Source organism: Rothia sp. HMSC071C12, from assembly GCF_001813895.1.
Classification (GTDB): Bacteria; Actinomycetota; Actinomycetes; order Actinomycetales; family Micrococcaceae; genus Rothia; species Rothia mucilaginosa.
The window spans coordinates 74,746-100,435 of record NZ_KV814368.1; the positions used below are offsets into that span (position 1 = coordinate 74,746).

Below are 25,690 nucleotides of genomic sequence, written 5' to 3' on the forward strand. Positions count from 1 at the left end.
CATGACCCCCGAACACAGCGACTTCTCAGAACGCAGTGACTTCTCAGAACACAGCGAATATGTAGAGCCCAACCAGCCCGAACTCATTACCGAACGCCTCACCCTGCGCCACCTGCGCGAGGCGGATATCCCCGACATCGTAGAATCCTGCCGTGACGAAGAAATCCTCCGCTACACCCGTATTCCGCTGAACTACACGCGCGCGGACGCCGAGGACTACCTGCTCACCACCGCCCGCCAGATTGCCGCCGGGCAGATTCAGCGCTGGGCGATTGACGCCTCCGGCGTGTTTGCCGGGACCATTGAATTGCGCCTGGCTGATGGCACCCCCGAAAGCCCCGGAACTCGCGCCGAATTGGGCTATTACGCCGCCCCGAAGGCGCGCGGAAAGGGCTACATGACCGAGGCGCTACGAGCCGTCCTCGGCTACGCTTTCGACCCGCTCGGGCTGGGTCTTGATACCGTCCGCTGGACCGCCCTGGCGGGTAACGAACCCTCCGAACGAGTCGCGGTTAAAGCGGGTTTCACCGGCATCTATGACGATATTGACCCGAACTCCGGCCGCCCCGATGAGAACGGTCACCCGGTCCAGCATCGGGTGCGCCGCGCCGATATGACCCGCGCGCAATTTGCGGCGCTCTGGGCAAACTAGGCTCTGGAGCTCACTAGGCTCGGAGCCTATCTAGCTACCGAATGCCGAAGCCGCGGAACGAGCCGCTCGGCTCCTCCCACTCGACGAGCACCTCATCAACCCGCCCGGCGGTGTCGTCACCGCGCAGCACATCCACCAGGCGAGCGCAGGAGGCGGCAGTACCTTCCGCAACGACTTTCACACGCCCGTCGTCGAGGTTTTCGGCGTAGCCGGTCAGGCCCATGGGCTTGGCGGTTCCGGCGCACCACCAGCGGAAACCCACACCCTGCACTTTGCCGCTGACGAAAGCGACGAGGCGGATTTCGGCGGGTTCTGCTGGGGTGCGGTCGGTGAAGAAATCAAAGAAACCCATGGGTCCTCCCGGGGTCATCTCATTGAGGGTGGTCTGATGGGGGTGAGCGCCGGAGGTGGCGCTCTAATACCTTCTATAGCTTCAGTCTAGAGGGTTCGGCGTTCCTGTCGCCTGGTTGCCGCGCGCACACGCCGTGAAGAGCTGAATAAGGGTAAAGCAACCGAAGCCGCGGCCTGAAAAGGAGTAACATTAGGGGCATTCACTCAGCGGCAATGCTGAACGCACAGACAATCTATCCGCATACAACCTATCCCCTGGAGGATCATTGAGTTCACGCCCTAAAAAAGTGCCTCTCGTCGGTAACCCGGCGAAGACACCCTACAAGCCCTGGCCTGCTCTCTGGTCCCTGGTCGTTGGCTTTTTCATGATCCTGGTGGACGGCAATATTGTTACCATCGCCCTGCCGCACATGCTGCAGGATTTGGAGGCGTCCCTGTCGGAGGGCATGTGGGTGACGAGCGCCTACCTGCTGGCGTATGCGGTGCCGCTGCTCATTACCGGCCGTATGGGTGACCGCTTCGGTCAGAAGAACCTGTACATGATCGGTATGGCTATTTTTACGCTTGCCTCCCTGTGGTGTGGTCTGGCACCGAATGTTGAGTCGCTGATTACCGCCCGCGTGGTGCAGGGCCTGGGCGCGTCGCTGATGACCCCGCAGACCATGTCTCTGATTACGCTGATGTTCCCGCCGAATGCGCGCGGTGTTGCGATGAGTATTTGGGGTGCGACTGCGGGTGTCGCCTCGCTGGTCGGCCCGATTCTGGGCGGCGTGCTCGTGGATGCCCTGAATTGGAGCTGGATTTTCTTCGTGAACATTCCGGTGGGTTTGGTCGGTCTGTTCTTGGCGTGGCGTAACGTGCCGGTGTTTGAGCAGAAGAAGCACAGCTTCGACTGGTTGGGCGTGGTGCTTTCGGCGGTCGGTCTGTTCCTGCTAGTTTTCGGTATTCAGGAAGGTGCCACCTACGACTGGGGCACCATGACCGATTCGTTCCTGGGCACCGGTATTGCGGTGAGCGTGTGGGGTCTGATTATTGCCGGCATTCTGGTGCTGGGTCTGTTCATTGGTTGGCAGGCTATTAACCCGCGTGAGCCGCTGGTTCCGCTGAGCCTGTTCAGTGACCGTAACTTCTCCGTGTCGAATGTGGCTATCTCCGCTATGGGTGTGGTCGCTATCAGCATGGCATTCCCGCTGACCCTGTACCTGCAGCAGGTGGAGGGCCTGGACCCGACCCAGGCTGCGCTGATGACCGCCCCGATGGCGTTGTTCTCGGGCGCGTTGGCGCCGGTGGTGGGTGCGCGTCTGAACCGTAACGACCCGAAGTGGATTGCCGTGATTGGCTTTACGCTGATGGTTGTTGGTTTTGCTCTGCTCCGCCCGACGATGGTTGCGGAAGGCAACCTGTGGCTGATGGTTGGTCCGATGATTATTCTGGGTGCGGCGAACTCCTGCATTTGGGGTCCGCTGTCGGTGTCTGCGACCCGTAACCTGCCGCCGCAGCGTGCCGGTGCCGGTTCGGGCGTGTACAACGAGACCCGCCAGATGGCGTCGGTGCTGGGTTCGGCTGCGATTACGACGATTATGGCTTCTGCGATTACCTCGCACCTGTCCGCGTTGGGTCCGGCTGCCGCAGCGGGCGGTAGCTCTCACGGCAGCGCTGCTGGAGGCGTGCTTCCGCAGGTCCTGCGTGAACCCTACGCGGCGGCAATGGCTGATTCCATGATGCTGCCCCTGGTTGCCGCGGCGGTGGGCGCGGTCGTGTGCCTGTTCTATGCCTCCAAGAAGACCTCCGAGGCGAAGGCTGCCGCGCAGAACGCTGGGGTGGAGACCACCAAGTAGAAGGCTTATCAGAGCGCTTTTACGGCATAAGCGGTGCATAACCTGAGATATGGTGCTATACCGGAGAAAATCTATATGCACTCTGTGTATGATGAAGCGGGTTATTGTTGCCCTGAGGTGTTGAAACCTCGTGAGAGCGCAATAACCCGCTGTAGAAGGACATCTTCGTGGAGATGGATTACATGCCCGGCCTGCTCGCTAGCGAGGATGAGCTCGACCGCATCACCGAATCCTTCGCCCAGCTTCCCCTGCGCAACCCCAACAGCACCACCGGCATCAACATCCACCTGGAGAAAGAGAGATGGCTAAAATCCCCACCTTGAGTTTGGTATTTTTGCCATTGTCTTCCTTGATTTGTTCAAGATCTTGAGCCAAAATCCTCACTTCCTCTTTCTAAAATCTAGTTTTTAAAAAAAATAGGCTATCTACCAGAAGTAGATAGCCTATTTTTTATGAGATGCTTGGGTGCTTACGCTTTCAATTTGTCAAACTTTGCTTTGACATTCGCCTTGAATTCTTCAAGCTTAGCCTTGCGTTCGGCTTTACGTTCAGCCTTCATCTGTGCACGCGCCTGGTTGTAGAGGTCTTCTTGGACTTGCAGAGCTGCTTCGATTTCGGCTACGACGGTTGCTACATCCCAACGCACGATTTGGGTGTCGTACTTGGTGAAGTAAGCATCGATGACTGCTTCGTTGTCTTCTTGCACCAAGGCAACAACGGCTGTTTCACCGTTAGTCAATTTTTGAGAAACAACGTCAATCAGGCCAGCTTCTGCCGTATCAACGGTAGCACCAGCAACCAAACCATTGAGGCTACCAATACCATAACCAAACAAGACGCCGATAGGACCACCCAAAAGCCCGATAACTGCACCGAGCAAGCCACCTTTTAGGGTTGCATCCGTCGTTGAATCTTCAAAATCATAGCGTTCTTTTTCAACGATATGACCGTTTTCATTTTTGACCAGGGCGATTTGAGCAACCTTGGTCGTCTGAGTTTGGCGGAAAGCCTTCAAATCTGCAAAGGACTGATAAGCTTCGCTTTCGGTGTTAAAGACTGAAATTACTAGGTTTTCCATAGTTGGTACCTCGTTCCTAAAGACTATATATACATTGTAATACAGTTCTCTTTTTTTGGGAACTACTTTTTGCGACAATTTACCTCGGCGGCAGCCGATAGGCTGAGCCCGAAAGCAAAGGGGCCCGGCATCCAATATGGATGCCGGGCCCCTGGTGTTTTAAATTCGCTGTCTTAGCGGCTCATGCCCCTTAGCGGGTAATGGTCGCCGAAGCAGTCAGACCAGAAATGTCCTGGTAAGCTACGCCTCGGCGGGCTCGTCCGGGGTTTTGTCGGCGAAGAGATCGAAGAATCCCACGGGAACCTCTTGCAGTTGCTCTAAAAATACATGGTACTTTAGGATACTGAGCGATGCGGCACCAACCTTGCGTGAGAGAAAAACACGCCCCAAACCCGTGAAGAGGCTCGGGACGCGTCCGCACTCAGCCGGGGCGGGTGCATCCGGCAAACCCTAGCGCAGCTTATTGCTGTTAGGCGCCGATGCGAGAGCCTGAGCTATCGGGGTGGGCCCGCCAATAAACGGGAGCGCCTTCCCAACCGTGGACGGGTCCTCAAGAACCGCCGCCAGCACCTGGGCAACGGTGGCCCGCGGAGTATTAGATTCGGCGCCGGGCGTGTGGGCGGGCTCAATCCCCAGAGTAATGCCGCCTGCCTCCTCAAGGGTGAGCGTCCCCGGCCCCAGAATCGTGTAATCCAGCCCCGAGCCGCGCAGGTGCTCATCGGCGATCGTCTTCGACTCGGCGTAGGCGTAAAAACTGTCATCAGGGTCGATGCCGTGCCCGGAACCCGCGCCCAGGTACGATACCATCACGTACCGTTTAATACCGGCCAGCCGCGCCGCATCCATCGACCGGATCGCAGCGTCACGGTCAATCGCATAGGTGCGTTCGGGGCCACCTACACCGCCCGCACCCGCGGACCACACCAGCACTTCTGTATGTAAATCCTTGAAGAGCTTCGCCATCTCCTCGGTGCTCAACGCGGTAATGTCAGCGACCACAGGGTTCGCCCCGCGCGTGACAATATCCTCTGACTGCTCCGGCCTGCGAATAAGCGCATTGACCGCATGCCCGCGCTCCACCAGCAGCGGCTCGGCCAGAAGAGCAACCTTGCCGTGCCCGCCAATGATCGTAACGTTAGCCATCGTATCCTCCTGTATGTTGAAAAATACTTGTATATCCAGAATAGGCTTGCTGTGCCGCAACGTCTATGGTTTTTCTTATGCTTCCCGAGAACGACAGATACCCGCATTCCCTGTGCTGATGCGCTCAAACAGCACCGCATGATGAGAATTCTCGTGCGGGGCTCAAGACGGCGTTATGATGAAGTGCTAGGTTTTTATTGCCCGGCGGCACCGATGACGTGAACGACAAGCCGAACTACCTGAGCGTCATGAACTATTGCTACCAGCTGAGGGTCTGGTTCCCGCGAAGGACTAGCCTCTAGCAGCTACCGGCGGTGCCCGATAGTCCAAGCCTTAAACACGGCGAGGGGCCCGGCATCCGTTATGGATGCCGGGCCCCCTTGTTTATGCTCGGTACTTTAGCGGGTGATGGTCGCCGAAGCGCGCAAACCAGCCAGATCCTTGAAGGTGTACTCGCCACCCTCGGTCAGCTGCATTGCGACGCTACCGCTGGTGATCTGAGCGGTGGTGGTCAGGGTGTAGCTGGAGGTCACCTTGGTAAAGTACACCGGAACCAGCGAAGCCAGCACCTGCGCGTAGCTCACGCCGTCCTTCGCGGTGGCTTCCAGGTAGTCGGAGGTGCGGATATCCAGCACGCCGGTCCAGACGTTGTCCTCGATGACCGGCTCGTAGAACTTCGCAGTGTATGCGATGCCGTTGAACGCCGCCACGGCGGGGTTGTTGGTCTTTGCGCCGCCCGCACTCTTGGCGAGTGCCGGGATCTCAACGTCGTTATCGACATCCCACAGCAGCGGGTCGGTGACATCCTCGGCGGTGGGGAAAGTGAACTCGAAGGTCACCTGCAGATGCGCCTGAGGGTACAGCCAGGAGCTGCCCTGGAACTCGCCCTTGGAGTTGATGGGTGCGGAAATCCACAGACCCGCGCCACCGTACAGGCCGGCACCGACGCTACCTCCGGGGGTGAAGGTGCCGCCGCCGCGGCTCTGCGGGGTGGTGGAGGTTGCGCTGATGTTGGGAACCTGCACGGTGTAGGAGTCCAGACCGTAGCGGGTATCAAAGTCGTTGGAGGGGTTCGAGTTGAACGCCTGGGTGAAGACACCGAACTTCAGGGTCGGGGTTTCCTGCGCGTCGGTGGATGCCGCGTAGGCGGGTACCGCTGCGGCGGTTGCGATGACGGGGGTGCTCCATGCGGCACCCTTGATGAGTGCGCGGCGGTTCAGACCGTTAGTGGTGTTCGAGGAAGAAGTCATGGGATCTCTCTTGTTGTGAAAAATGTGGTGATGCATGTGATTTGAATTACTGATACTCTAATGTAATTCAGCTCATCTTCAAAATTATCTCAACTTTTACTTCAATGTATGAACATTGCGGCACCCAGCTCACCTAATACGTGAAACGGGAGCATCATGGAAACCGTGGAGAACGCCCTCCCGGAAAACTCCACAGAAACACCACCGGTCACCACACACTGAAGGAACACAACATGGCATTTATGAAGAGCGCACGCGTCACGCTTGCCTCCCTCGCAGTGCTCTGCCTGGGCACTATCGCAGCCCCCGCAGCAAACGCCTACAGCCCCGATATTGACGGCGACGGCATCCCCAACACCTGGGAAATGAAGGGCTACGACGCTGACGGCGACGGCAAAATCGACGTCGACTTCCCCGCAATGGGCGCAGACCCCAACCACAAGGACATCTTCGTTGAGATGGACTACATGGCAGGTCTGCTGCCCAGCGAAGACGAACTGGACCGCATCACCAAGATTTATGCCGACCTGCCCCTGCGCAACCCCGACGGCACTACCGGCGTGAACATCCACCTGGACGCCGGTAGCGCCCGCAGCGCCAAGTACAACCTGGGCGGCGGCAACGAAATCAGCTACCAGGCACTCGACAGCGAATTCAAGGCGCTCCACCGAATCAAGGCAACCGAAGGTAAGTTCAACCCCGCCCGCGAAGGCACCTTCCACTACATGATCTGGGGCGACTACTACGACAACAGCTACTCCTCCGGTATCGCTAACTTTGGCGGTCGTAACTTTATGGTCACCGTCGGCCCGACCTTCTGGGGCGAGGCAAGCAGCAACATCCGCGTGGCAGTGTTCGTGCACGAGCTCGGCCACAACCTCGCACTGAGCCACGGCGGCTGGGACGAAATCAACTACAAGCCCAACTACTACAGCGTCATGAACTACCAGTACACCCTCACCGGCGTGCCCATGGCTGACGGTAGCCGCTACTTCGGCTACTCCACCGCCGAATACCGCATGCTCAACGAGGCGAAGCTGTACGAGGCGCGTGGCTTCGGTCCCCGCGCGGCTGGCTTCCTGTACAAGGGCAAGCCCGCCAACCAGCCGATTGACTTCAACGGCAACGGCAAAATCGACACCGAGCCGGTGTCCGTGGACCTGAACGGTGACGGCATGATCACGAACCTGGGTGCCGCAAACGATGTGAAGATGATCCGCTTCCAGGCGACCGAGCACCCCGAGAAGGACAAGGGCCCCGAGCACATTGAGCCGAGCGGTATTACCGCCGAACACGCTCGTTCGCTGGGCCTGATTAAGTAGGCTGAATAGGTGGCGCAACGCCAACAGAGAGCCTTGTCAGCTCAGTAAAATGGCATAGCAAAAGGTGCGGATACCGAATCATCATTCGGTATCCGCACCTTTACTCTATGTAGCTTTCAGCTCAGCGCAGCGTGCAGCTCGGCACAGTGCTCAGCTCAGCAACAGAGCCTAGACAGCCTCGCTCACGCGGCCGGTATCCACCAGCACCTGCGCAATGTGGCCCAGCGCCTCCTCATTCTGCAGCGAAGAAACATCACCCAAAGAACGGCCCTGGTACAGCTCACCGAGCAGACGGCGAGTAATCTTACCCGAACGGGTCTTCGGGATATCGGCAACCGCCACAACGTCCTTCGGCTTAGCAATCGGGCCAATGTGCTCACGCACGTGTGCGGTCAGCGCCGCCTTCAGCTCATCCTCAGTCAGGCCCTTACCCTCATCGGTGAGCGTCACGTAAGCGACCGCCTGGTGACCGGTCAGCTCATCCTCCACGGGGCAGACACCAGCCTCAACCACAGCCGGGTGAGTCACCAGAGCCGACTCAATCTCAATCGTGGACAGGCGGTGACCCGAAATGTTAATCACGTCATCAATACGGCCGAGGATGTACACGTTACCCTCTTCGTCTTCCTTCGCGCCGTCGCCAGCGAGGAACCAGCCGCGCTCGCCGTAGTGACGCCAGTAGGAATCCAGGTAACGCTGCGGGTTCTGCCACACGGTACGAGCCATCGAGGGGCCAATCTTATCGACCACGATGAAGCCCTGCTTACCGGGTTCGACCGGGTCGCCGTGCTCATCCACCACGCGGGTGGACACGCCGGGAACGGCACGGGTAGCGCAACCGGGCAGGGGAGTGCAGTGCGGGGTACCCTCCGGGTAGGTGCCCTCGGGTGCGAACGCCGGGTCGTGCGGGCGCGGCGAGCACACGGTCGAACCGGTCTCCGACTGCCACCAGGTGTCAATGAATGCCGCGGTGCCGCCGCCCACGTGCTGACGCAACCAACGCCACGCCTCCGGGTTGATGGATTCGCCCACCGAACCGAGCAGACGCACGGTCGAGAAGTCGTACTTGCCGGGCTCCGGGCCATTCGGGAACGCACCCATGAGCGAACGAATCAGGGTCGGGGCGGTGTAGTAGTTGGTCACACCGTAGCGTTCAATAACCTCAAAGTGGCGGCCGTAATGCGGAGTGTTCGGGGTACCCTCGTAGATCACTTCGGACACGCCGTTAACCAGCGGGCCGTAAATTTCGTAGGTGTGTGCGGTCACCCACGCCAGGTCGGCGGTGCACCAGTGAACGGTGGACTCAACCTTCTGCGGGTCGTTGACCGCGGACAGCTCGTCGGGGCGCAACACGCCGTTCTCGTCCACGTAATCCGGCAGCAGATCGTACAGCAGCGCGTGAGTGTACGCGGTCTGCACCAGGTATCCAGCCATGGTGTGCACCAGGCCCTTGGGCTTACCGGTGGTGCCGGAGGTGTAAATAATGAACAGCGGATCCTCGGCATCATGCAGTTCGTAGGCGTGAGTATCCGGCTGGTCGTCCACCAGATCGTGGTACCAGACGTCGCGGCCCTCAGTCCACGGCACAGCGGCGTGCGCTACCGGGTCGGAGGCGCTGGTGCGGTCCACCACGATAACGTGCTCGATATTGTTCTCACCGGAGCATGCCTCGTCGGCGTTGACCTTCACGGGAACGACCTTGCCGCGGCGGTTCTGGCCGTCGGTGGTGATGAGAACCTTCGCGCCGGTGTCTTCCACACGGAACTTCAGCGCCTCGGCGGAGAAACCACCGAAGACGAGGGAGTGGATCGCGCCAATACGCGCGCAGGCGAGGGTGAAAATAATGGTTTCGGGGATGACAGGCAGATAGATGACCACACGGTCACCCTTGCGCACGCCCAGGGACAGCAGGCCGTTTGCTGCTTTCGCGATGCGGCGCTGCAGTTCGGAGTAGGTGATGGCCTCACGGTCGCCGGGCTCACCCTCGAAGTAGAGGGCTACCTTGTCGCCGCGGCCTGCCTCCACGTGGCGGTCCACGCAGTTGTAGGCGACGTTGAGCTTACCGCCCTCGAACCACTTAATTTTGGGGATGCTGAACTGTTCGATGCCGTCCTCGTCGAAGCCGAGGGACTTCGGTTTCTCGAAACGGTGCGCGGTGTGCCAGGGCTCAGCCCAGGTGAGTCGCTGCGCCTGCTTCTCCCAGAACGCAACGCGCGCCTCGTCAGATTCGAGGGCGGGGTTCGGGGTGGGGTTTAGCGGGTCGGTGAACGAGTAGGGGGTGGGCAGTCCCATTATTCTCCCATCGGTTGCTGGCATTAGCACCCTTGCTTGCCGTGCCGCTGTCTGTGTGACCGTGGGGTCTGTGTGTGCGTTGGCGAGGGGGTTGCTGCGACGTCACGGAGCCAGGTCTCTCGGTCGCTCTGGATGGTTTGCCTTCTTAGTAAAGCGCGCCGGAGGGGGTGGACGCAAAGGGGACCGTCATATTCGGTGTGCTGTGTATCGGTTCGTAATATAACGACATATTTAAAGACCCCGCCCCGCGCTCACTGCTGTGGGGCGCGGGGCGGGGCACATCATCATCATTCAGTAGGCGACAGGTTTCCCCGCCGACTTCTTTCTCCGGCGCGTAGCGATGATTAGCTCACCTTCGGGGAGCAGCCACGCGGCGGACATCTCTCCTAAAACTCAGCGCGTGCTGAGCGTTGCGTTTAGCTGTGGTGCTAATTGCTGGTGGCGTTAGTTGCTGGGGTACTTCGCCTTCACCCAGCGCTCGAAAACACCCACCAGGGCGTCGGTAATCTTACCGAGCACCGCCAGCGCCACAATAGCCAGCAGCAGGCGGTCGGTGCGGCCGTTGTTCTGCGAGTCGGTCAGCAGGTAACCCAGACCCATGGATGCACCCAGCAGCTCAGCGGCGACCAGGAACAGCCACGCCTGAGCCAGCGCCAGACGCAGACCCGAAACAACCGACGGCAGAACCGCGGGAAGCTGAACCGTGGTGAACAGGCGCAGACCCTTCAGGCCGAAGGCGCGTGCCGCCTCCACAAGCTTGGGGTCAACGTGCGCCAGAGCCGCAGAAACCGTGGTGTATACCGGGAAGAACGCACCAATAGCAACCAGGGTCACCTTGGAATTCTCGCCGATACCGATCCACAGCAGAAGCAGCGGAACCCACGCCAGGGACGGCACGGCACGCAGCGCACCAATGGTCGGTGCGGCAATCAGACGCACCGGCGCAGACAGGCCAATCAGCGCACCCAGCACCAGGCCGAGCACGGCACCAATACCGAAACCAATCAGCACACGCTGAGTAGAAATCGCCACGTGGCGGCCCAACTCGCCGCGCTGCGCCAGCTCAACACCGGCGCTGACCACACGGTCGGGGGAGGGCAGCTGAACCTGGGTGAACACGCCGTTCGTGCTCAGAATGTACCAGAGGGCAATCAGCGCCAGGGGAAGAATCAGGCCCAGGTACTGCTTACCGGCGAACGGGTTCGACGGCAGCTTCACGGAAGAGACACGCTTCTCGGCACGCTCAGCGCGAGCGCTGGAGGCGGCGGTGATCGTTGCGGCGGTCATTACTTCTCAACCACCTTTGCGATCTTCTCAACGGCTGCGCTGTCAGCCTTCTTTGCGAACTGGTCGTCCACAATGCTGTTTAGTGCCTTGTCCACGTCGGACTGGGAGGGAACGTCGCCGGACTCGACCAGAATCGGGCCGACACCCTTGAGAACCTCAACCTGCTTAGCGCCCGGAACCGGGTCGATATCCAGGTGGGTGCGCTCCATGACGACCTGAGCAGTCTCGTGCTTAATGCCGGACTCCTCCTCGACAATCTTCACTGCCTCTTCGGGGTTCTTCTTAGCCCAGGCGCGAGCGTACTCGTACACGTCCACGATGGTCTGTGCGGCGGTCGGGTTGGACTGAATGAACTTCTCGGTCGCGTTCAGGAAGCCGTAGGTGTTGAAGTTCAGGTTGCGGTAGAAGAGCACGTCGCCGCTTTCCACCTCGGCGGCAGCCATAATCGGGTCCAGGCCGCTCCACGCGTTGACCTGACCGTTATCCAGGGCGGTGCGGCCGTCGGCGTGCTGCAGGTTCTGAATGGTCAGATCCGAAGCGGAAATACCCTCCTGCTTGAGTGCCTGCAGCAGCAGGAAGTACGGGTCGGTACCCTTGGTCACGGCAACAGTCTTACCCTTCAGGTCCGCAACCTTGGTGATGCCCGAATCCTTGCGGGTCACCAGTGCCGACCATTCCGGCTGCGAGTAGAGGCTAATGACCTTGATGGGGGAGCCATTAGCGCGTGCCAGCAGCGCCGCCGAACCGGCGGTCGAGCCAACATCAATATTGCCGCTACGCAGCGCCTCATTCGCCTTGTTCGAACCGGCCGACTTGACCCACTCAACCTTCTTACCCTCGGCGGCGAGGGCGGTCTCAAGCCAACCCTTCTTGCGGATAATCAGGGACAGCGGGTTGTAGGTCGCGTAGTCAATGGTCACGGTGTTCTGATTGCCACCACCGGCAGCACCGGAGGCGTTAGCGGAACCGGAACCTTCACCGGCGCAGGCGCTGAGCAGAGTAGCAAAAGCGGCGGCTGCGGCAAGGGACTTGAGGGCGGTACGACGAGACGGGGAGTAAGTCATGATGAAATCTTTTCGCTTCTGAAGATGATGATGTGATGTGTAAGAAATGTGTTGCGTGGCGGCTTTAGGCGTTATCTTCCACGCCGAGCTCAGCCAACAGTTCGCTACGCAGCGCCGTGATCTCAGCATCGGCGCGGTCACGCGGGTGAGAACGGTCAACGGTCACAATGCGCTGGATGGTGGCGGGCGCCTCCGGGGTGTCCTTACCGAGGACAATCACCCGGTCAGAGAGGTACAGCGCCTCTTCCACATCGTGGGTGACCAGCAGAATCGTGGTCGGGTCTTGACGGTGCACGTCCAACAGCAAATCCTGCATGTTGATGCGGGTCAGCGCATCCAGAGCACCGAAGGGCTCGTCGAGCAGCAGCACGCCGGGGTTGCGTGCGAGCGCTCGTGCCAGGGACACGCGCTGAGCCATACCGCCTGAAATTTCCTTGGGACGGTGGGTTGCGTATTCGCCCAGGCCGACCAGGTCGAGCAGGCGCGCTACGGATGCTGCGCCTTCAGATTTTTTGGTGCCCTGCGGTAGTCCGAGAGCCACGTTGTCGGCGACGGTGCGCCAGGGGAGCAGGCGCGGTTCCTGAAAGCCGATAGCTACGCGGGGGTCGAGGCCGGTCACTGCCTTCTCGCCGATACGCACGGTACCTGCGGTGATGCGGTTCAGGCCTGCTGCTGCACGCAGGAGAGTGGATTTGCCGCATCCGGAGGAGCCGATGACGGAGATAATCTCGCCGGGGGCTGCGGTGAAGGAGACTCCGCGAAGAACTTCGTGGGTTCCGCCGGGCACGGGGAAAGATTGTCCGACGCCTTCAAAGCTCAAGGGGACGGCGGCGGTGGATACGGCACGGCGGCCGTTCTTTTCACTGGTGGGTACGTCAGTTACTGCACTGTTGAGTGTCATGTCACTTCCATCGTTCCTGGCGTTAGCACCGGGGGCGGAAGAATCCGTGCCGGTTGCTGCGACGTCGTGGAGCCAGGTCTCTCAGTCGCTCTGGATGGTTTGCTTCTCCCACCCTATGGGCTGTGGCGTGCCTCAATCAACCCTGCGGGCGCGTATGAATTTCTATGACCGTATATTTCGCATTTATCACGAAATATTTCGGTTCCACGTCACAAAAAGATTTTTTCGTCACAAACGTGACCTCCCTCCCGTGCGCCCCGTACACTCAAACCACGAGATCATGAGTCCCGGCGCTAAGCTCTGGCTAGCCGGGCGGCAACCCTCTCCCGTAGCGGGGTGCCCCAGATGATGATCTGGCCTCAACGTTACGAGGCAAGTACGGCGCGAACGCGCCACCTGCACGAAGGCCACCACCGAACGCAGAAGGCAAGAAGGAGGCGGCGCGCGGGGTGCAGGGCACTAACCCGATCGTCCCCGATCATTCGCGAAAGGAAAATCGATGGCTGAGCAGAAGAAGCGCATCGTAGTTAACGCATTCGAAATGACCTGCATTGGTCACCAGAGCTTCGACCTCTGGCGTCACCCGCGCTCCCGCGCAACCGAGTACAACACCATCAAGTACTGGACTGACCTGGCTAAGACCCTTGAGCGCGGCCTGTTTGACGCCGTGTTCATCGCTGACGTGGTCGGCATCTACGACGTGTACAAGAACTCTGCCGCTCCCGCCATTGAGGGTGCCGCTCAGGTTCCCGTGAATGACCCCGCAACCCAGATTTCTGCAATGGCTGCAGTGACCGAGCACCTCGGCTTCGGCGTGACTGCTGCCGCTACTTTCGAGCAGCCCTACACCCTGGCTCGCCGCTACGCCTCCCTCGACCACCTCACTGAGGGCCGCGTCGGCTTCAACGTTGTGACCTCTTACCTGCCTTCGGCTGCTGAGAACCAGGGCCTGCCCACCCAGATCCCGCACGACGAGCGCTACGAAATCGCCGACGAGTTCCTGGACGTCTGCTACAAGCTGTGGGAAGGCTCCTGGGAAGACGGCGCAGTCATCAAGGACCGCGAGCGCGGCATCTACGCTGACCCCTCCAAGGTCCACCCGATTGGCCACAAGGGCAAGTACTTCTCCGTACCCGGCATCTCCCTGACCGAGCCGAGCCCGCAGCGCACCCCCGTGATTTTCCAGGCTGGCGCATCCAGCCGTGGCCAGCAGTTCTCCGGTAAGCACGCTGAGGCTGTGTTCATCAGCGCTCTGCGTCCCGACCTGACCCGCGTTGTGACCGACCGTATTCGCGCCGCTGCCGAGGAGCAGGGCCGTAGCCGCGACGACGTGAAGATCCTTGCAATGCTCTCGGTCATCGTGGATGAGACCGAAGAGAAGGCAAAGGCAAAGTACGAGGAGTACAAGAAGTACATCAACCTCGACTCTGCACAGGCTATCATCGGCGGCTGGTCCGGTGTTGACCTGTCCCAGTTCGACGAGGACGAGGTCCTGAACTACGTGCAGACCGAGTCGATTCAGTCCTTCCTGACCCCCTTCACCCTGCAGGCGAAGGACAAGAAGTGGACCCGCAAGGCCATCGCTGAGCACACCACCCTCGGCGGCATGGGCGATGTCATTGTTGGTGACCCGGTTCAGGTTGCTGACGAGCTTGAGCGCTGGATCGACGAGGGTGGCCTGGACGGCATCAACCTGGCATACCACGTCTCCCCGGGCTCCTTCGAGGACTTCATCGAGTACGTTGTTCCCGAGCTGCAGAAGCGCGGCCGCTACCGCACCGAGTACGAGGGCAACACCCTGCGTGAGAACATCTTCGGTAAGGGCCACACCAAGGTTGCTAACAGCCACCCGGCTGCTAAGTACCGCGGCGCATACGTGGGCAAGCCTTCGGCTGCTGACACCCCGGCTCGCGCAATCGCTGAATAAGCGTTGCCGCTGAAGCGTACCGTGTAGGTTCGCTCAAACTTAACGATTGAAAACAAGAACGCCCGTTCTGCTGGAGGATTTGTATCCTCGGCGGAGCGGGCGTTTCTTTGCGCTGTGCTTTCTTGATGCGATGCCTTCTTGACGTGGCGCGTTCTTTATACTGGGTGGCATGACTGAACTGAACCAGGTTGAACTTAACCATGAAGACCGCTGCCCCTGCTCGAGCGGCGAGGTGTACGGCGCCTGCTGCGGCAGGTTCCTGGGCGAGTTTGCCGCCTCCGGCACGCTGACTGCTCCTGCGCCGGAGCAGCTGATGCGCTCGCGTTTTACCGCGTTTGCGACCGGGGATGCGGCGTATCTGCTGGCGAGCTGGCATCCGAGTACTCGCCCGGCCGCCTTGGAGTTGGAGGATGATATCCGCTGGTATCGCCTGGATATTCTGGGTGCTTCGGGTGGCCCGTTTGATGCGTCCGGTACGGTGGAGTTCGTTGCGTATTACCGTTCGGTGCCGGGTGTTCCTGCGGAGGAGCGGGTGAAGGGCAGCATGCATGAGCTGTCGCGCTTTGAGAAGGTGGGCGGCGCCTGGTTCTACGTGGATGGAGACGTCCGCTAAGTCTCGTCACTTTCCTTGCCTCTCGTACATGCTGAGTGCGGGTGGGCAGATAAAGAAATGGCAGAATCATTCCGAAACCGGAACGATTCTGCCATTCTTTGTTGACGCCTCTCAATGAGGCTAACTATCGGGGCTAGCGGACTTAGCTAGTCCAGCCGTTAATGATGCCCATACCGAAGTAGATCACGAACACCGCGGAGACCAGGTACATCAGCCAGTGCACGTCCTTGCCGCGGCCCTGCACCAGGCGAATGAAAGTGTACGCCACGAAGCCGGCACCAATACCGTTCGCAATCGAGTACGACAGCGGCATGAAAATAATGGTCAGGAACGCCGGAATACCCAGACCCCAGTCGGTCCAGTCAATATTCACAGCCTGGCGGATCATCAGGAAGCCGACCACGACCAGCGCCGGAGCAACCGCCTCGAAAGGAACGATGGTGACCAGCGGCGAAATGAAAATCGCCAGCAGGAACAGCACACCGGTCACAATGTTCGCAAAGCCGGTGCGTGCACCCGCACCAATACCGGTAGCGGATTCCACGAAAATTTGGTTCGCCGAACCGGACGCGCCACCACCGATAACGGAACCGAAAGCGTCCACGAGCAGGACCTTGTCGATGTCCTCAACCTTGCCGTCCTTCATGGTGCCAGCCTCGGCGGCAAGACCCACCGAAACGCCCATCGCGTCGAAGAACACGGACAGCAGAATGGTGAACACCAGCAGCGAAGCAGCCAGCGGACCGATGTGGGTGAATGCGCCGAACAGGTCAGCGGAACCGATGAGGGAGAAGTTCGGGGTGGTGAACTTCATGTCCGCCAGGGAAGGCACGTTCAGGGACCAACCGGTTGCCGCCTCCTTCACGGAACCGGAGGGGACAACCGCCTCCAGAATCAGGGACAGTGCGGTGGAGGCGAGCACGCCCCACAGGATCGCCCCCTTCACGTTACGGATGAACAGGGCGATGGTGAAGAACAAGCCGAAGAGGAAGACGAGGGTGGGCCAGCCGAGCAGGTGACCGCCCGCGCCGAGGCTCACCGGAACGGTGGTGCCAGCTGCGTCAGGCATGCGGCGGATAATGCCGGAGTCGACCAGACCGATAAAGGAAATAAAGAAGCCGATACCGACCACAATCGCGGTCTTGAGCGACTCGGGGACCGCCTCAAACACCGCGGTACGGAAGCCGGTGAGCACCAGAACGGTCATGATCAGACCGGCAAGAACGACCAGGCCCATGATGTCTGCCCAGGTCAGGTTCGGGGTGGTGGCAATGGTGGAGGCGAGCAGCGCGTTCACGCCCAGGCCAGCCGCCATGGCGAAGGGCTGCTTGGCGATAACACCCATGAGGATGGTCATCACGCCGGCAACCAGCGCGGTCACAGCCGCGACGGGTGCGATACCGAGGGTGCGTTCGGATGCGTCCTTGCCGAGGCCGATGACGAGGGGGTTCAGCACCACGATGTAGCTCATGGCGAAGAATGCGGCGAGGCCGCCGCGGAATTCTGCGGCGATGGAGGAGCCGCGTTCGGAAATCTTGAAGTAGCGGTCGAGTGCGCTGGTGGGCGCTGCCGCCTTCTGGGGTTCAGACATGTGAGGATCCGTTGATGTTGTTCGGTGTGTACTGTTGCGCCGCCGGTTTCGAGGGTAAAGCTCGCGGGTAAGTCCCGGGTTGGGCGCCACAATGGTTCAACTATTGTAGGCGCCGCCGCTTAGCTTGTGCCGTTGAAACGCGTTGTGTGCGGCGGTTCAGTCGGTGATGTGGTGTTTCCCCGACCCCTGCAACCCAGAATTGGGTAGTTGGGGTAGAGGGAAGAATAGCGCAGGGCGGGGTACCGGCAACCCGAAGGTGCCGATACCCCGCCCTGATGGTGCCCGCGCCTCCACGTGTGGAGGGTGAGGCACCTGATGTATTTAGTGCATCCAGCCGGTAATCAGGCCGTTAGCGAAGAAGATGAGGAACACTGCGGAAACCACGTACATGAGCCAGTGAACTTCCTTGCCGCGACCCTGCACCAAGCGGATGAAGACGTAGGACAGGAAGCCTGCGCCGATACCGTCCGCGATGGAGTATGCCAGCGGCATGAAGATGATGGTCATGAACGCGGGGATACCCAGACCCCAGTCGTTCCAGTCGATGTTCACTGCTTGGCGGATCATCAGGAAGCCAACGAACACCATTGCGGGTGCAACAGCTTCGAAGGGCACGATGGTGACCAGCGGGGACAGGAAGATTGCGACGAGGAACAGTGCGCCGGTGACGATGTTCGCGAAGCCGGTGCGTGCGCCCGCGCCGATACCGGTTGCGGACTCCACGAAGATCTGGCTTGCGGAGGAGGAGGTGCCACCGCCGGCTACGGAGCCGAGGGCGTCCACGAGCAGGACCTTGTCGACGTTCTCGATCTGGCCGTCCTTGATGGTGCCTGCTTCGGTTGCGAGACCGACGGAGGTGCCCATTGCGTCGAAGAACGCGGAGATGAGGATGGTGAAGATCAGCAGAACTGCAGCCATGCCGCCGAGGGTGCCGAAGGCGCCAAACAGGTCAGCGGAGCCGAACAGGGAGAAGTCGGGCAGCTTGCTGGTGTTGGAGTCCCAGACGGGGACGTTCAGAGACCAGCCGGTGGGGGACTGAAGCGAGCTGCCGGAGGGCACGACCTTCTCCAGGATGATGGAGAGGGCGGTGGAGGCGAGCACACCGTAGAGGATTGCACCCTTCACATTACGGATGAACAGCGCAATGGTGAGGAACAGGCCGAACAGGAAGACCAGGGTGGGCCAGCCGAGCAGGTGGCCGCTCACGCCGAAGGAGACGGGCACGGTGGTGCCGGCTGCGTCGGGCATGCGGCGGATGATGCCTGCGTTAACGAGGCCGATGAAGGCGATGAAGAAGCCGATACCGACGACGATTGCAACCTTGAGCGATTCGGGAACCGCGTTGAACACTGCGGTGCGGAAGCCGGTCAGCACGAGGATGGTCATCAGCACACCAGCCCAGACGACGAGGCCCATGATGGCGGGCCAGGTCAGGTTGGGGGTGGAGGCGATGGTGGTTGCCAGCAGCGCGTTCACGCCGAGGCCTGCCGCCATGGCGAAGGGCTGCTTGGCGATGACGCCCATGAGGATGGTCATGACGCCTGCGACCAGTGCGGTCATTGCTGCGACCTGCGGTACGCCGAGGGCGTTGCCGGATGCGTCCTTGCCGAGGCCGATGATGAGGGGGTTCAGCACGACGATGTAGCTCATCGCGAAGAAGGTGGCGAGGCCGCCGCGGAATTCTGCGGCGATGGTGGAGCCTCGCTCAGTGATCTTGAAGTAACGGTCCAGTGCGCCCTTGGCTTCTGCCTTGGGGCTCTGGGGAGCCGCGGTGTTCTCAGAAGACATTCGTGAAAATCCGTAGATACTCATAGTCGGGGCGTGACTCGGGGTTCCGAGCCCGCATAAAAAAGTGCCACTTCCCGGTGTGTTGGGGAGGTGACACTGTTGTTACCGAAATATTCTACGGTTAAAGTTTCTCTAAGCGTTAATCCAGGAAATTCCCAGCTTTCGTTCAGAGATCTTTTGTGGGAGGCGTAATAGCGGTAACTATCTCTCGCCCCTGCGCGAACAATGATAGTTTGTTAGGTTAGTAGACCCTAAGTTTCTGCTATATTCGAGGTGAAACATGCGTCGCCGGATGCCAGGTTCCGTGTGGTGAGCCTTTTTCGGCATAGATGAGAATTCGGCATAGATGAGAAGGAGCCCACCGTGACTGAAACTCCCCAAGAAAACACCGCTGAGAATTACCCCGCCGCGGAATCCCTGCCGGTACGCCAGCGCGCCATCGTAGCAACTGACCGCCCCGCCCGATACATCAAGCAGCTCGGCTCGCACATGGGCCGCAAGCTCGGCACCGCAGAACTACCCGACGGTCTGCGCCTCACCTTCAACCGCGATGGTATTTTCCGCGGCTACGGTGACCTGCGCGAAATCGACGGTGCCCTCGTCATGGAGGTACGCGCCGAAAACGACGAGTTGGCTGCTGGTCTGGCGGATGTGCTGGACCGCCACCTGGTCCGCTTCGGCGAACGCGACGAACTGGTCGTGACCTTTGAGGCGGTACCCGCCTCCTAGTCCCTGCTTTCTAGTCTTCGTTACCCTGCCCCGCCCTCCTGCACCTCGGAGGGTGGGGCAGTTCTATGCCCGCTGCGTGCGGAGGTGCCCGGGGTCGGATGCGCCGCCCTGCCCGGATTAGGCGACCCCTCCTGAATTAGGTGACCCCGCCCGGATTAGGTGACAGAAAATTATCCTATTTAGTGGGCGAAGACATATAAGCCACCGAACACCCGTCAATCCCCGGTAAAATAGGCAAGAAGTGAACACTAAGCTCACCGCCTGTTCGCGCCGCACCGGGCGCCGGACGGTGAACTTCGAAAGGAAGATTTTCGTGTCTGAAGCAGCACGCCCCCTGCGCGTCGCCGTTATTGGTGCAGGTCCCGCCGGTATTTACACCGCCGACATCCTCACCAAGTCTGAAGAGGTCCGCACCGGCGCCGTCGAGGTCGCCATCGACATCTTCGACCGCTACCCCGCCCCCTTCGGCCTGATCCGCTACGGTGTGGCACCGGATCACCCCCGCATCAAGGGCATCATCACCGCACTGCACAAGGTCCTGGACCGCGGCGACATCCGTTTCTTCGGCAACGTTGAATACGGCAAGGACCTGACCCTCGCCGACCTGCGCGAACACTACGACGCCATCATCTTCGCAACCGGCGCGATTTTTGATGCACCCCTGAACATTAAGGGCATCGACCTGGACGGCTCCTACGGCGCAGCAGACTTCGTCTCCTGGTACGACGGCCACCCCGACTACCCCCGCACCTGGCCGCTCGAAGCTGAGCAGGTTGCAGTGCTCGGTAACGGCAACGTCGCTCTGGACGTCTCCCGCATCCTCTCCAAGCACGCTGACGACCTGCTCGTCACCGAAATCCCCGACAACGTCTACGAGGGTCTGAAGGCTTCCCCCGTGACCGACGTGCACGTCTTCGGTCGCCGCGGCCCCGCACAGATGAAGTTCACCCCGCTCGAGCTGCGCGAACTCGCACACTCCCGCGACGTGGACATCGTCCTGTACGAAGAGGACTTCCAGTTCGACGCTGCTTCCGAAGAAGCAATGGAGAAGAACGCACAGACCAAGGTCATGATGAAGACCCTGCGCGGCTGGCTGGAAGACCAGAAGACCAACGAGCAGACCGCATCCCGCCGCCTGCACCTACACTTCCTGCAGTCCCCGCACGAGATTCTCGGCGAAGACGGCAAGGTCGTGGGCCTGCGCATGGAACGCAACAAGCTCGACGGCAACGGCGGCATCATCGGCACCGGCGAGTACGTGGACTACCCCGTACAGGCTGTCTACCGCGCAATCGGCTACTTCGGTTCCGAACTGCCCGAAATCGGTTACGACGACAAGCGCGGCGTCATCACCAACGTTGAGGGTCGCGTCGTGGACGAGAACGGCGAGGTCGTTCCCGGCCTGTACGCATCCGGTTGGATTAAGCGCGGCCCTGTCGGCCTGATCGGCTCCACCAAGTCTGACGCGCTCGAAACCATCACCCACCTGCTCGAGGACCGCGAGAACCTCTACACCGCACCCGAGCCGGAGGCAGAGGCATTCAGCGCCTACCTGGACTCCAAGGGCATCAAGTACACCACCTGGGAAGGCTGGCACCGCCTGGACGACCACGAGAAGGCACTGGGCGCCGCATCCAAGGATGCAGCCGGTGAGCCTCGCGCCCGCGTGAAGGTTGTGGACCGCGACGAGATGGTCAACATCTCCCGCGGCGAGTAATCCTTACCTCTAGCACGTAGAGCATAGAAATCGACCCCGTACCGTGAACCGGTGCGGGGTCGATTTTTGTCTATATATAAGGAAGCGGGGGAGTAGGGGGCTCTCGGAAAGTGCTCGCCCGGAAGAGTTATCGAAAGAGCGGTTAAAGAAACCCACCCCGCACCATGAGGTCATGCGGGGTGGGCTGGGTAGGTGCCGAAGACACTCGAGGACATACCCTCCGGCTACCCGGACGCGCAGCGAGCCCATGCAGTGACTCCACGTGCGGCGCATCCCTTAACGGGGTCTAGAAAGCTAAAGAAACACCAAGATTAGCTCTCTAAACAAGCGCATAGCCGTACGGTGTGTAGACTATGCACACTTTTTGAGGACGTCTTCAATGCCCAAAATGGCCTTGAGTACGGTTTCAGTTTCAGTACCCAGCTTCTTGCGGGTTTCACCAGAAATGACGGCCTTCACGATGTTCTTGAAGGTCTTCCACTGCTTGAAGGCGTTAACGAGTGCCTTAATAAGCTTGTAAATGGCGATGCCCAGCTGAATGACAAACTTTGCAATACTGACAACGCAGGCAATAACACCAACGGGGGAGAGCGCTGCGTGGGCGCGTCCATCAGACTTACGAACAGCGGCCTTAGCGCTTGCAATCTGACGGCCTGCGTCAGTGCCCTGGACGGTGGTCAGGTTGCCCAGTGCGCTCTCAATGCCGCTATTAACGCGGTTGGAGGATCCAGGCTTCGCATACTTCAAACGGGCGGGTACCTGCTCTAGGCGGCGCAGAATCAGCTTGAGCTGCTGGTCGGCAGTCATTGCCTTCTGCGGGTGCGCCATCTGCTGTGCCTGCGCTGCGGGTGCAGCTGCACAGCCGAGAGCGATGGTTGCGGTGCCTACGCCGAGTGCACGGAATGCCGTGCGGCGATTCATCGTTGCGGACACTGGATCCCCCTTTGGATCTCTATGCGGTTTATCGGTGCTGTAATGTGCGGTGACTTTACGTCTGGGGCTCCGGAAGTGGCCCCGTGCAAGGTCCGGAAGTGACCTCACGCCCTCTATAGTACGGTGCTCAAAGAGGGGGCTTCAAGCTATTTCAGGGGGTATTTTCAGCTGGCTTTCATCTCTCCTTGTCAATCGCTAGAGGTTTATCAAATCTTTATATTTCTGCGTCGTCATAATTGCATAGATATCTGCACTGAGAGAAAAATAAGCGTCTGACAAGCCGGTTTATTGTATTCCCAAGAGTGAATATTTGCATCTACGTGCATTCTGGCCTGTAGTTGCTTTGCGCGGCACATTTTTGAGGGTTCCGGGGGGTGCTGGGGTGAACCCTCTAGAGAGGTGTTGCTGTGCACTCTCTTGCAGATATTTGCGCCCAGGGTAGCGTCTTGCCTGCATGTCCTATATAAGCGCGTAGAAAGTTGTCGAAAATTTTTTGGAGATATTGTGGAGTTTTTTGGCCGCTGCGATGCGCATAAGAGGGGTGTATAAGAGATGTGAAGGTGGGTTTTTGGAATTCTTGCGGGACTGATGCCGGCATCTTCGGAACAAAATTTTGGAAGATTCTGAAGAAAATCTGTAGAAATCAGAGCGGGAAATAGGGCTTCTTTGAGGCCTCTGTAGGCGCCCAAAAGTCGCTAAAATCCCTCCAAAAGCTCCTGATATGGGGTGTTGTGAAGAAATTTTAAAATTTTTTGAAGTTTTTCTGAATCGTCATTGACTAGCTTAAATACATATGTGCCAGGCTATAAATGGTCGAAAATGGGGGTCAAAATCGGGCAAAATCGAACAAAACGGTTTGCGCGCCTCCGCAAACCTGTCATAGACTAGTGGAGGTTCGAACGACGGGATGAAGAAAACGGAACCTGTTCGATCGACTAGGCCCCCATCGTCTAGCGGCCTAGGACGCCGCCCTTTCACGGCGGTAGCACGGGTTCAAATCCCGTTGGGGGTACTTGCAAATCTCACGATTTGCAAAGCCAAGTTAGATGATATAGAATTTACTTCTGTTGATTCCAACAAGGCCCCGTAGCGCAGTTGGTTAGCGCGCCGCCCTGTCACGGCGGAGGTCGCGGGTTCAAGTCCCGTCGGGGTCGCTCTGGCCGCGTAATTTCAGATGATTATTCATCCGAAGACGCGGTCATTGCGTATCTAAAAGTAAATACGCAAGGCTCTGTAGCTCAGTTGGTAGAGCGTACGACTGAAAATCGTAAGGTCACCGGATCGACGCCGGTCGGAGCCACGAAATCCGCCTCCAGGCTTCTACAGTGGGGCGGGTTTTGTTTTTAAAAAACTTTGCGGTTGCAGATACTGAAAAACCGTCGAAAAGGCGGCATCTTGGGAATAAAACCCTCAGATGCCGCCTTTTTGTATATAGATTGTATACAGAGGCACCTGCCCTATAGCCACTGCAGAAAGCACCAACGCACCCATGACTGCCCAAAATTCAGCCGCCCAAAATTCAACCCACCAACGCCTAGAGGACTCACCTCAAATTCCGTGGGCAAAAAATGCTGCCACTGGTAGCACGCAGGCGGGCGGAATCCGCTTCGAGAACATCACCAAGAGCTACCCGAGCCGAACCGGTGAACCCACCACGGTGCTGCAGAACCTGAATCTGCATATTCCCGCCGGGCAGATTACCGTGTTCGTCGGACCCTCCGGCTGCGGTAAAACCACTAGTCTACGCATGATTAACCGCATGGTGGAGCCCAATAGCGGAACCATCACCATTGACGGCGTGAACGTGCACGAGAAGAACCCCTACGAGCTGCGCCGCAGCATCGGCTACGTGATGCAGCAGGGTGGGCTCATGCCGCACCGCACCGTCGCGCAGAATATTGCCACCGTGCCGCGCCTGCTCGGCGCCTCCCGCAAGGAGGCGCAGGTGCGCGCCCTCGAACTGCTCGAAGTAGTCGGTCTGGATCCTTCGTACGCCAAGCGCTACCCCTCCCAGCTTTCGGGCGGTCAGGTGCAGCGCGTTGGTGTGGCGCGTGCTCTCGCCGCCGATGCGCCCGTCCTGCTGATGGACGAGCCGTTCTCCGCAGTGGATCCGGTAGTGCGCACCGACCTGCAGAAAGAGCTGCTGCGCCTACAGGGGCAACTCGCCAAGACGATTGTGTTCGTCACCCACGACATTGACGAGGCGCTTCTGCTCGGCGATACAATTGCCGTCTTCGCGGAGGGTGGTCGCCTCGCACAGTTCGGTACTCCCGAAGAGATTCTCTACAGCCCCGCCGATGATTTTGTGCGCTCCTTCGTGAGTCGCTCCGTTGCCGGCCTGCTGGATGAGCAGACGGTGCGCCAGGCGCGTGCACGCCGACTTGCCGCCTCCCGAGAAGCACAGAATGGTGTGGTAGAAGGCGAGAAAAGCGAATGAGTCTTCTAGAAAATATTGTGCTCGCGGCACCACCTCTCGCCGCGCAGTCCCTAGTGGCATCACCCCTGGCGGCAAGCGATATGCACTGGGAGTGGGTCGCCACCAACAGCCAGCGCATCCTCGAGCTGACCCTCAGCCACCTCTACCAGGGCGTCGTGCCCGTCGCGATTGGCGCTCTCGTCGCGCTGCCGGTCGCCTACTACGCGAGCCGTCGCCGTGACCGCGGTTCCGAACGCCGCATCGGTGCGCGAACCCTCATGCATCTCTCCTCGCTGCTGTACACCATCCCCTCGATCGCGCTGTTCGTGCTGATGCCGCTCATTCTGGGAACCTCCATTATTTCCCCGCTGAACGTGCTCGTCGCCCTGAGCGTTTACTCCTTCTCGCTCATGGTGCGCTCCGGTGTGGATGCCTTCGACTCCGTACCCGATAGCGTGCACGAATCTGCACGCGCCCTCGGATACACGCCCCGACAGGCGCTGATGGAGCTCTACTTGCCCCTCGCTACGCCCGTCATTATGGCGGGAATCCGCGTGGCAACCGTGGCGAATATTGCGATGGTGTCCGTGGGTGCCCTCATCGGTGTGCCCTCGCTCGGCACGCTCTTCACCGACGGACTCGCGCGCAATATCCCTTCGGAAATCCTGGCTGGCGTGATCCTTAGCCTGCTGCTCGCGTTGGTCCTCGACCTGCTCCTTATCCTTCTGACGAGGGCATTTACGCCCTGGCAGGCGGCTACGGTTGCGAACCGCCGCAGTCCCGAAAGGAAGGCATAAC

20 protein-coding genes, 3 tRNA genes, 1 pseudogene and 2 riboswitches are annotated in these 25,690 nt (G+C 59.6%); of the genes and pseudogenes, 13 read left to right on the forward strand and 11 right to left on the reverse strand.

The genetic code is table 11. From position 1 onward, the window contains the following. Position 1 precedes the first annotated feature (1 nt). Entirely contained in the window at positions 2 to 652 is a 651-nt protein-coding gene (locus tag HMPREF2942_RS01440) for a GNAT family N-acetyltransferase (RefSeq protein ID WP_049346563.1), read from the forward strand. Between the two features lie 34 nt (positions 653 to 686). On the opposite strand, the gene HMPREF2942_RS01445 is transcribed toward HMPREF2942_RS01440, so the two are convergent. Beyond that, the gene (locus HMPREF2942_RS01445) at positions 687 to 1,004 is read right to left on the reverse strand and encodes an acylphosphatase (RefSeq protein WP_049327397.1); all 318 of its coding nucleotides are present in this window, start codon (positions 1,002 to 1,004) and stop codon (positions 687 to 689) included. A 265-nt stretch (positions 1,005 to 1,269) separates the two neighbouring features. Here HMPREF2942_RS01445 and HMPREF2942_RS01450 point away from each other — a divergent pair, with 265 nt between their 5' ends. Next, positions 1,270 to 2,841, forward strand: a complete 1,572-nt coding sequence (locus HMPREF2942_RS01450; RefSeq protein ID WP_070688072.1) for a DHA2 family efflux MFS transporter permease subunit — start codon at positions 1,270 to 1,272, stop codon at positions 2,839 to 2,841. A gap of 155 nt (positions 2,842 to 2,996) precedes the next feature. After that, positions 2,997 to 3,134, forward strand: a pseudogene (locus HMPREF2942_RS01455) (C4-dicarboxylate ABC transporter substrate-binding protein); the annotation flags it as partial. A gap of 176 nt (positions 3,135 to 3,310) precedes the next feature. On the opposite strand, the gene HMPREF2942_RS01460 reads toward HMPREF2942_RS01455, so the two are convergent. From HMPREF2942_RS01460 to HMPREF2942_RS01470, 3 genes are all read right to left on the reverse strand, one after another. Then, complete coding sequence (locus tag HMPREF2942_RS01460; protein ID WP_044150839.1) at positions 3,311 to 3,919, reverse strand: DUF1269 domain-containing protein; 609 nt, start codon at positions 3,917 to 3,919, stop codon at positions 3,311 to 3,313. A 450-nt stretch (positions 3,920 to 4,369) separates the two neighbouring features. Then, positions 4,370 to 5,062, reverse strand: coding sequence for an SDR family oxidoreductase (locus tag HMPREF2942_RS01465; protein WP_044151027.1), 693 nt, complete (start codon positions 5,060 to 5,062; stop codon positions 4,370 to 4,372). 398 nt (positions 5,063 to 5,460) lie between these two features. Further along, entirely contained in the window at positions 5,461 to 6,312 is an 852-nt protein-coding gene (locus HMPREF2942_RS01470; protein WP_070599198.1) for a transcriptional initiation protein Tat, read from the reverse strand. 233 nt (positions 6,313 to 6,545) lie between these two features. Here HMPREF2942_RS01470 and HMPREF2942_RS01475 point away from each other — a divergent pair, with 233 nt between their 5' ends. Then, positions 6,546 to 7,634, forward strand: coding sequence for a C4-dicarboxylate ABC transporter substrate-binding protein (locus HMPREF2942_RS01475; RefSeq protein ID WP_070593578.1), 1,089 nt, complete (start codon positions 6,546 to 6,548; stop codon positions 7,632 to 7,634). 168 nt (positions 7,635 to 7,802) lie between these two features. Here the strand turns inward: HMPREF2942_RS01475 and HMPREF2942_RS01480 are convergent, their stop codons facing one another. The 4 genes from HMPREF2942_RS01480 to HMPREF2942_RS01495 form a co-directional block, all read right to left on the reverse strand. Beyond that, positions 7,803 to 9,926, reverse strand: a complete 2,124-nt coding sequence (locus HMPREF2942_RS01480; RefSeq protein WP_070688074.1) for an AMP-binding protein — start codon at positions 9,924 to 9,926, stop codon at positions 7,803 to 7,805. 444 nt (positions 9,927 to 10,370) lie between these two features. After that, on the reverse strand, positions 10,371 to 11,213 hold the full coding sequence (locus tag HMPREF2942_RS01485) for an ABC transporter permease (protein WP_049350468.1): 843 nt from the start codon (positions 11,211 to 11,213) through the stop codon (positions 10,371 to 10,373). Continuing rightward, entirely contained in the window at positions 11,213 to 12,277 is a 1,065-nt protein-coding gene (locus HMPREF2942_RS01490) for an aliphatic sulfonate ABC transporter substrate-binding protein (RefSeq protein ID WP_044150835.1), read from the reverse strand. The genes HMPREF2942_RS01485 and HMPREF2942_RS01490 overlap by 1 nt, the downstream gene beginning before the upstream one ends. Positions 12,278 to 12,341: 64 nt before the next feature. Further along, the gene (locus HMPREF2942_RS01495; protein ID WP_012904246.1) at positions 12,342 to 13,178 is read right to left on the reverse strand and encodes an ABC transporter ATP-binding protein; all 837 of its coding nucleotides are present in this window, start codon (positions 13,176 to 13,178) and stop codon (positions 12,342 to 12,344) included. Between the two features lie 4 nt (positions 13,179 to 13,182). After that, positions 13,183 to 13,279, reverse strand: a riboswitch (SAM riboswitch). A 175-nt stretch (positions 13,280 to 13,454) separates the two neighbouring features. Further along, positions 13,455 to 13,563: riboswitch (SAM riboswitch) on the forward strand. A gap of 114 nt (positions 13,564 to 13,677) precedes the next feature. Between HMPREF2942_RS01495 and HMPREF2942_RS01500 the strand changes: the two genes are divergently transcribed. Then, positions 13,678 to 15,105: an LLM class flavin-dependent oxidoreductase gene (locus tag HMPREF2942_RS01500; protein WP_070688076.1), complete on the forward strand. Its 1,428-nt coding sequence runs from the start codon at positions 13,678 to 13,680 to the stop codon at positions 15,103 to 15,105. A gap of 169 nt (positions 15,106 to 15,274) precedes the next feature. Further along, positions 15,275 to 15,718: a YchJ family protein gene (locus HMPREF2942_RS01505; protein ID WP_070688078.1), complete on the forward strand. Its 444-nt coding sequence runs from the start codon at positions 15,275 to 15,277 to the stop codon at positions 15,716 to 15,718. A 142-nt stretch (positions 15,719 to 15,860) separates the two neighbouring features. Here HMPREF2942_RS01505 and HMPREF2942_RS01510 read toward each other — a convergent pair whose 3' ends face one another. Both HMPREF2942_RS01510 and HMPREF2942_RS01515 read right to left on the reverse strand, forming a co-directional pair. Beyond that, positions 15,861 to 17,309: an NCS2 family permease gene (locus HMPREF2942_RS01510; RefSeq protein WP_070688080.1), complete on the reverse strand. Its 1,449-nt coding sequence runs from the start codon at positions 17,307 to 17,309 to the stop codon at positions 15,861 to 15,863. Between the two features lie 321 nt (positions 17,310 to 17,630). Beyond that, positions 17,631 to 19,097 carry an NCS2 family permease gene (locus tag HMPREF2942_RS01515; protein WP_070685216.1) on the reverse strand — a complete coding sequence of 489 codons (1,467 nt, stop codon included), beginning with the start codon at positions 19,095 to 19,097 and terminating at the stop codon, positions 17,631 to 17,633. A gap of 363 nt (positions 19,098 to 19,460) precedes the next feature. On the opposite strand from HMPREF2942_RS01515, the gene HMPREF2942_RS01520 reads away from it, so the two are divergent. Beyond that, entirely contained in the window at positions 19,461 to 19,826 is a 366-nt protein-coding gene (locus HMPREF2942_RS01520; protein ID WP_070688082.1) for a DUF2218 domain-containing protein, read from the forward strand. Positions 19,827 to 20,139: 313 nt separating this feature from the next. Further along, the gene (locus HMPREF2942_RS01525; RefSeq protein ID WP_044150832.1) at positions 20,140 to 21,543 is read left to right on the forward strand and encodes an FAD-dependent oxidoreductase; all 1,404 of its coding nucleotides are present in this window, start codon (positions 20,140 to 20,142) and stop codon (positions 21,541 to 21,543) included. A 351-nt stretch (positions 21,544 to 21,894) separates the two neighbouring features. On the opposite strand, the gene HMPREF2942_RS01530 is transcribed toward HMPREF2942_RS01525, so the two are convergent. Further along, positions 21,895 to 22,476, reverse strand: a complete 582-nt coding sequence (locus HMPREF2942_RS01530) for a hypothetical protein (protein WP_049346590.1) — start codon at positions 22,474 to 22,476, stop codon at positions 21,895 to 21,897. A gap of 939 nt (positions 22,477 to 23,415) precedes the next feature. On the opposite strand from HMPREF2942_RS01530, the gene HMPREF2942_RS01535 reads away from it, so the two are divergent. The 5 genes from HMPREF2942_RS01535 (at position 23,416) to HMPREF2942_RS01555 (ending at position 25,689) form a co-directional block, all read left to right on the forward strand. Next, a tRNA-Glu gene (locus HMPREF2942_RS01535) sits at positions 23,416 to 23,488 on the forward strand. A 68-nt stretch (positions 23,489 to 23,556) separates the two neighbouring features. Beyond that, a tRNA-Asp gene (locus HMPREF2942_RS01540) sits at positions 23,557 to 23,630 on the forward strand. A 73-nt stretch (positions 23,631 to 23,703) separates the two neighbouring features. Further along, a tRNA-Phe gene (locus tag HMPREF2942_RS01545) sits at positions 23,704 to 23,776 on the forward strand. A gap of 189 nt (positions 23,777 to 23,965) precedes the next feature. Beyond that, complete coding sequence (locus HMPREF2942_RS01550; RefSeq protein ID WP_070688084.1) at positions 23,966 to 24,913, forward strand: ABC transporter ATP-binding protein; 948 nt, start codon at positions 23,966 to 23,968, stop codon at positions 24,911 to 24,913. After that, positions 24,910 to 25,689 carry an ABC transporter permease gene (locus HMPREF2942_RS01555; RefSeq protein WP_070688086.1) on the forward strand — a complete coding sequence of 260 codons (780 nt, stop codon included), beginning with the start codon at positions 24,910 to 24,912 and terminating at the stop codon, positions 25,687 to 25,689. The genes HMPREF2942_RS01550 and HMPREF2942_RS01555 overlap by 4 nt, the downstream gene beginning before the upstream one ends. The last annotated feature ends 1 nt before the right edge of the window (position 25,690 follow it).